The organism is Streptococcus mitis (assembly GCF_001579035.1).
Taxonomy (GTDB): domain Bacteria; phylum Bacillota; class Bacilli; order Lactobacillales; family Streptococcaceae; genus Streptococcus; species Streptococcus mitis_J.
The window spans coordinates 51,563-58,494 of record NZ_KQ970285.1 but is presented as its reverse complement, the minus strand read 5'-3'; the positions used below and the strand labels follow the sequence as shown (position 1 = coordinate 58,494).

The window sequence follows — 6,932 nt, the reverse complement described above, 5'->3', positions numbered from 1 at the left end:
TTCTCGTAGCTCCTCGCATGGTATAAACTCAAAACCTTTTCTAATTGCTTGCCTGCTGATGGAAAAAGGAGTAAAACCATGAAAATTACACAACACACGAAAAAAGACGGATCAGCAGTATACCGCTCTAGTATCTATCTTGGTATCGATTCTGTGACTAGTAAAAAGGTCAAGACTACCATATCAGCACGAACAAAGAAAGAACTCAAAAATAAGGTCACCCAGGCTAAGGTAGAATTTGAGAAAAACGGCTCTACACGGAAACAACGCTCACATATAACAAGCTATCAGGAACTTGTAGACTTGTTTTGGCAAACCTACCAGCATACCATAAAGACTAATACGCAGATAAAGATAAAAGGTTGCTTAAATAATTACCTCTTACCCTCATTTGGTACTTACAAACTAGATAAACTTACACCTGTCATTATCCAAACTCAGGTAAATAAGTGGGCGGATGAGTACAATCAGGACGGAACGGGGTATAAAGAATACAATCATCTTCATGCCTTAAATAAACGTATTCTACAGTATGGGGTTTCCATCCAAGCATTAGACAATAACCCTGCTCGTGATGTTGTCATTCCTAGAAAGATAACTAGAGATAAACAAGAAATTAAATACTTTCAAGATCAGGAACTTAAAAACTTCCTCTCCTATCTCGATAACCTGGAGAATACCTTTATCAATTTCTATGATACTGTGCTTTATAAAACGCTCCTAGCTACTGGACTGCGCATCCGTGAATGTCTGGCCCTAGAATGGTCTGATATTGACCTGCAGAACGGAACAATCGATATTAACAAAACACTCAACATTTTAAACCAGGTAAACACTCCTAAGACAAAATCAAGCTATAGAGTTCTAGATATCGATCATAAAACAGTACTCATGCTTCGACTCTACCGAGCAAGACAAGCAGAAAACGGTAGAAACATTGGCTTAACCTATGAGAAAGTATTCTCTGATAGCTTTGACTATTATACCGAAATTTTCTCATTTTTAAAAGAAAAAGGGCGCTGGTAAAGGATAATCTTCACCAACTCCCTATTTTTCTACTTATCTAAGCCTAATTCTGCCAAGATTTGACGTTTATAGGCAATCTTTTGGACTTCCTTGTCCTCGTCCTCAGACCAATCTAGTTTAATTTCTGAAACAATTTGCCCAGGACGATTTTTCAAGATATAGATGCGGTCGCTGAGGCTGAGGGCCTCCTCGATACTATGCGTGATAATCAAGGTTGTTAGCTGCAACTGCTTGTGAATCTCCAGATACCAAGCGTGGAGTTCCATCTTGGTCATCTCATCCAAGGCGCTAAAGGCCTCGTCTAAGAGAAAGAGCTTGTGCCCGAAAAGGTAAGTTCGAAGCAAGGCTACACGCTGGCGCATCCCGCCACTAAGTTCATGGGGATACTTGTCCCGTACAGCTGTCAACTGGAAGGTCGCAAGAATTTCATCTGCGCGAGCAATAGCTTCAGCCTTATCCACTTTTTGAATCAAGAGGGGCAAAATGATATTACCAAGCACCGTCTTGTGCTCCAAGAGCAGATCCTTTTGCAACATATAACTCACGCGCCCCTTGGGATTTTCTTCACCATCAAGGACAATTCTCCCTGACTGAACTTCTAAAATCCCAGCGATTAGATTAAAGAGGGTGGTCTTTCCAACACCACTTGGGCCTAGGATGGAAACCACTTCACCTGAAGTGACTTTCAGATTGATGTCCTCTAAAATCCTCTCCTGACCATAGGCATAACTGACGTGTTCTAGTCTAATTTCTGTCATTATTTCACAAATTCGTTGGTGAAGCCTTTGTCTGTCAAGTCTTCTTTAAGGATACCATTTTCTTTATCCCATTTGTAGAAGGCATTCCAGCGAGCTGCATCAAATTGCCCCCATTTTTCCTTGTCGCTTGCGTATTCTTTTGACAAGTATTTTTGAGATTCGATGACAAAGTCACGTTTTTCCTTGAGTTCAGGTGCATTTTTGATGAGGATATCAGCTGCTTCTTCTGGATGCTCCATGGCATATTGGTAGCCTTTTTTGATAGCTTGGATGACTTTACGAGCTTCTTCTTTGTTGTCTTTCAAATAGTCGTTGTTTGCGATGATAACTGGTGAATAGTAGTCAAATTCTTTAACGTAGTCTTTCAAGTACATGAAATTTGCATCTACGCCTTGAGATTTAGCAAGAATTCCATCCCATCCATAGTAGATCCAAGCAGCATCAAAGACACCATTGGCAATCGGTGTGATTGAGTTTGAGTCGTTGTTTGGTACTTTTTCAACTTTTTCAAAGTCTCCACCTTGTGACTCTACCAAGGTTTTCAACATAGCAAGTTCAGTTGGATCATTCCATGTACCGTATTTCTTACCAACCAAGTCCTTCGGACTGCTTACATTGTCAGATTTACGAGAGATGATTCCTGATGTATTGTGTTCAACGATAGCTGCAACGGCAGTAATTCCTGCCCCTTTTTCCAATTTTTTAGCCATATAATCTTGGAAATACACTGCAAATGGTGCCTTACCGTTAATAACCAAGTCAGAAGAACTTTCTTCTGGTGGCAATTTCAAATCAACATCCACTCCAGCTTCTTTGAAATAACCTTTTTCCTTGGCAACATAAAGTCCTGTGTGGTTAGTATTTGGTGTCCAGTCTAGGATAAAGTCGATTTTCTTAAGTTCTGCTTCTTTGTTGTCCTTAGAAGCAGTTCCTTGACCACAGGCCACAAGCACAACAGCTACAAGAGCTGTCACAAGCGTTAAAAACACTTTCCATGTTTTTTTCATTTTGATTTCCTCTTTTCTTTTTCAGAAACATCCTTCTTCTTATGAACGTTTCCATTTAATAACATATTTTTCACTGACATCGACCAACTTCATACCCAGAAGGCTGATAATCGATACCAGAATAATAATCGCGAACATGGTATCATACTGAAACAGTTTCTTGGACTGAATCATGTAGACACCTAGTCCTTCAAAGCCTCCCAACCACTCAGATACCACTGTTGTGATAAAAGCGTAGGAGACACTGACCCTCAGACCTGCATAAAAGTAAGGCAGACTGACTGGAATTTTAAAATGCCACAGGATTTGCCAAGGCTTGGCCCGCATCAGACTAAACAAGGTCAGCATATCCTTGTCACAATGCCTAAAGCCGTCCAAAATGCTGACGATGATAGGAAAGGTTGTCGTCAAGATAATCAAAACAATCTTGGGTAAAATCCCATAACCGAGCCACAAGACCAGGATAGGAGCTATGGCAATAGTCGGAATGGTCTGAACAACCACCATCATAGGGTAAATCAGGTCATTGAGCCAAGTCAAACTATCCATAAGTACAGCCATGAGACAGGCAATCAAGACTCCTAGAACCAACCCCAATAAAGCCACTCTCAAGGTGGCCCAGCTATGGTGCCAGAGAAATTCTCTGTCACGCACAAAAGACTGAAGGATTTCAAGAGGTGTCGGCAGGATAAACTTGGGGAGAAGTTTAAGAAAACCTGCTAACTGCCAGATTGACAAGACTCCCAGAAAGCCCAATAGACTAATGTGTCGTCTCAGTATACTTTTCAAGTTTCTCATCAATACTTAAAATCTCTCCTACATTTATTTTGACATTGGCAAAGACATTATCTGCCTCCTGCCCTGCCACTTCCAGCGCTTCTTTTAGAATGCGCATGAGCTCATCAAACTCCCCTTCCAAGACCGTTTCAAATGGTGTCACCACCATGGTCACTTCTTGAGCTTGCAGATAAGCAATGACTTGATCGATAACAGCTATCCGATCAATCCCCTGCGCTAGGGGTAAAACTTGCAAGGCAATGCTTGCTTTCATAACAACCTCCTCTTCTCGTTTTCCTTTGACAAAAAGAAAAACCTTTGCCATATATGGAAAAGGTCAAGAATAGACTAAGTATCGTTCCCTCCGCTGGCATTACCCAGATCAGGTGCGGTCGAAGTTTAACACTTCCTCTCAGACTGTACACAGACTCCCATATATTATATAGATATATGATAGCGCAAAATAAGAAAAATGTCAAGGAAACTGCTTACAGAAAAGAGCAGGAAAAATTTCCTACTCCAATTTTCTATACTCGTTCTCCATCACTGTTTACTCTGTAGCCATCCACCGTCGTATTAACAGCTAAGGCACCTGAAGAGTAAGAATAATACCACTTACCAGAAACTTGATACCAGCCTGTTTTCATTGCCCCTGAACTATCCAGGTAATACCACGAGCCATTTTCCTTTAACCATCCTGTCTGCATTTCACCAGATGATTTCAAATAATACCAGCTAGAACCATCTTTCAGCCATCCCGTTGATTTAGAACCATTTGATTTGAAATGATACCAACTACCATTTATCTTCTTCCAACCGACAGTCAATCCAGTATTTGAGCTATAATTAGAGCTATTCCCTGATTGGTTCTGATAATTTTGTGAAGAAGTCACTCCCTCTAGCTGGATATAACGACGACTTCCGTTATAAGCTGTATAACTCAACCACTTGTATCCATCTTTTTCGAGAATTTGATCATAATGAACCTTCTCCCCAGGATAATAGTAATCAATCGCAGTTGCGCTAGCTAGTGGCTGATTTTTGATAGCAGACTTAGACTTGAAATAATGTGTTCCTCCTGTTGAAACTGAGGTTTGACTATTCCCAACACTGCCCCCATCCAAATCTTTAAAATGAATAAATCCTGTCATCGTATTTGCTTTTATACTTCGTTTATTATAGGCTTCTGTATAACCATAGTTATATTCCTCGATCTCAATCTGATCTCCCATTACATTTGACACCCAGGCAACATGCCCATAAGTTCCTGCAGTAGACCAAGCAATGGAGCCAATCGTCGGTGTATTATCTACACGATAGCCTTCACGACGAGCACGATGCCCCCATTCATTCGCATTTCCATAAGCCCTTGGAATCTCAAAACCATTGACATTACTCAAACGAAAGGCTGCAAAAGAAGTACACTGACGAGAATACATGCGCCACTGATCAATTTCCTGACTCCCATTTTTATAGTAAGCAGGATAATCATCCCCACGCGCAATCGATCCATTTCCTCCAGAATAGGCATATACACTATTACCCGCTGCTAACATCAATCCTACTACTAAAAAGGGAACAAGCTTTTTAACTGACATCTTCAAGTAATAACTTGTCCCTCTTGCTATAAACGGTAAAATTTTCATTCTTCCTCCTTGAAAATAATATAAATCGAAGATTGCCTTCACTTAAACTATTCGGAGAAAAAAGAAAAAGTGAGAAAATTTCTCACTTTAGTCCAGATAATGAATCAAATTCTTTTCAGTAAGGATATCTGAGTAAGTAAAGGATTCAACGTAAACATTAGCTTGTTTATCTCCTTCAACGTTCCCAAATTCAACGATAAATAGGGATGGATAAACTTCAATTAACTTACCCAATCTATTTTTTTGGCGCTTACGTCCATTTTCCAAGGTCATTTCAATTACATGACCCTCATGCGCCTTGATTTCCTCTTTGATTTTTTTCATCTTAGCTACATCTGTAAATGCATCTGTCATTTTATGCCTCCCTTTTTGAGATACTTGAAAATTTATTGTATTCTTTTTGGAAAATCAATTCCACTGTTCCACGAGCTCCACTACGGTTTTTCTCGATAATAACTTCCACCTTATTATTTGGGATACCGTCCTCTTCTTCACCACCACGCTCATAGTAATCATCACGATAGAGAAAAGCTACGATATCAGCATCCTGCTCGATAGATCCCGATTCACGAATATCAGACAAGACCGGTCTCTTATCCTGACGTTGTTCTACACCACGAGAAAGCTGACTTAGAGCAATTACAGGAACTTTCAGTTCCTTGGCTAAGATCTTCAACTGACGTGAAATTTCTGAAACTTCTTGTTGACGATTTTCTCGGCCTGTACCTGTAATCAATTGCAAGTAATCTATCAAAATCAAACCAAGATTTCCAGTTTCTTGAGCTAATTTACGGGAACGAGAACGAATCTCTGTAATCCGAATCCCTGGCGTATCATCGATATAGATACTTGCATTAGCTAAATTCCCTTGAGCAATGGTATATTTTTGCCACTCCTCATCAGTCAATTGACCCGTACGGATAGAATGCGATTCCACCAAACCTTCTGCCGCCAACATACGATCGACTAGACTTTCTGCACCCATTTCGAGCGAAAAGATAGCAACCGTTTTGTCCAACTTAGTCCCAATGTTCTGAGCGATATTCAAGGCAAAGGCTGTCTTACCAACCGCTGGACGGGCTGCTAGGATAATCAACTCCTCCTCATGAAGTCCAGTCGTCATATGATCTAAATCACGATAACCTGTCGCAATACCTGTAATGTCGGTCGTTTGTTGCGATCGAGCTTCCAGATTTCCAAAGTTGACATTCAACACATCTCGAATATTCTTAAATCCACTTCGATTTGCATTTTCACTAACATCAATCAGACCTTTTTCTGCCTGAGCAATGATTTCATCAGCTGGTTGCGAAGCCTCGTAAGCTTGATTGACAGACTCTGTCAACTTGGCAATTAAACGACGTAGCATTGCTTTTTCTGCAACAATCTTAGCATAATACTCCGCATTAGCAGAAGTTGGCACAGAATTGACAATCTCAACCAGATAAGACAGGCCACCAATATTCTGCAAATCACCTTGATTATCAAGGATGGTACGAACCGTTGTTGCATCTATGGCATCGCCACGATCGGATAAATCGACCATGGCTTGGAAAATCAAACGATGGGCATACTTAAAAAAGTCCCGAGACTCAATGTATTCTCGCACAAAAACAAGTTTACTCTCATCAATAAAGATAGCCCCCAAAACGGATTGCTCAGCTAAGATATCTTGAGGTTGTACTCGTAACTCTTCTACTTCTGCCATCAGACTTCCC

The 6,932-nt window shown here is 40.5% G+C and carries 7 protein-coding genes, 1 pseudogene and 1 riboswitch; of the genes and pseudogenes, 1 reads left to right on the top strand and 7 read right to left on the bottom strand.

Features of this window, described 5'->3' with window-relative positions; genetic code table 11:
* Positions 1–78 precede the first annotated feature (78 nt).
* Positions 79–990: pseudogene (locus tag SMIDD26_RS00300) on the top strand (tyrosine-type recombinase/integrase); the annotation flags it as partial.
* 65 nt (positions 991–1,055) lie between these two features.
* On the opposite strand, the gene SMIDD26_RS00295 reads toward SMIDD26_RS00300, so the two are convergent.
* The 7 genes from SMIDD26_RS00295 to dnaB all read right to left on the bottom strand — a co-directional run bounded on the left by SMIDD26_RS00295 (position 1,056) and on the right by dnaB (position 6,922).
* Positions 1,056–1,784 (bottom strand): ABC transporter ATP-binding protein, encoded by a 729-nt coding sequence (locus SMIDD26_RS00295; protein ID WP_061438563.1) that lies wholly within the window; start codon positions 1,782–1,784, stop codon positions 1,056–1,058.
* Complete coding sequence (locus tag SMIDD26_RS00290; protein ID WP_061438562.1) at positions 1,784–2,791, bottom strand: ABC transporter substrate-binding protein; 1,008 nt, start codon at positions 2,789–2,791, stop codon at positions 1,784–1,786. The genes SMIDD26_RS00295 and SMIDD26_RS00290 overlap by 1 nt, the downstream gene beginning before the upstream one ends.
* A 39-nt stretch (positions 2,792–2,830) precedes the next feature.
* Positions 2,831–3,589: an ABC transporter permease gene (locus tag SMIDD26_RS00285; RefSeq protein WP_162174238.1), complete on the bottom strand. Its 759-nt coding sequence runs from the start codon at positions 3,587–3,589 to the stop codon at positions 2,831–2,833.
* Positions 3,552–3,842, bottom strand: a complete 291-nt coding sequence (locus SMIDD26_RS00280) for a thiamine-binding protein (RefSeq protein ID WP_000647659.1) — start codon at positions 3,840–3,842, stop codon at positions 3,552–3,554. Before SMIDD26_RS00280 ends, SMIDD26_RS00285 begins: the two co-directional genes overlap by 38 nt.
* A 68-nt stretch (positions 3,843–3,910) precedes the next feature.
* Positions 3,911–4,013, bottom strand: a riboswitch (TPP riboswitch).
* A gap of 82 nt (positions 4,014–4,095) precedes the next feature.
* Entirely contained in the window at positions 4,096–5,214 is a 1,119-nt protein-coding gene (gene cbpD / locus SMIDD26_RS00275; protein WP_061438561.1) for a choline binding-anchored murein hydrolase CbpD, read from the bottom strand.
* Positions 5,215–5,301: 87 nt separating this feature from the next.
* On the bottom strand, positions 5,302–5,568 hold the full coding sequence (locus SMIDD26_RS00270; protein ID WP_000128619.1) for a Veg family protein: 267 nt from the start codon (positions 5,566–5,568) through the stop codon (positions 5,302–5,304).
* Between the two features lies 1 nt (position 5,569).
* Complete coding sequence (gene dnaB / locus SMIDD26_RS00265) at positions 5,570–6,922, bottom strand: replicative DNA helicase (RefSeq protein WP_050142692.1); 1,353 nt, start codon at positions 6,920–6,922, stop codon at positions 5,570–5,572.
* Positions 6,923–6,932 lie beyond the last annotated feature (10 nt).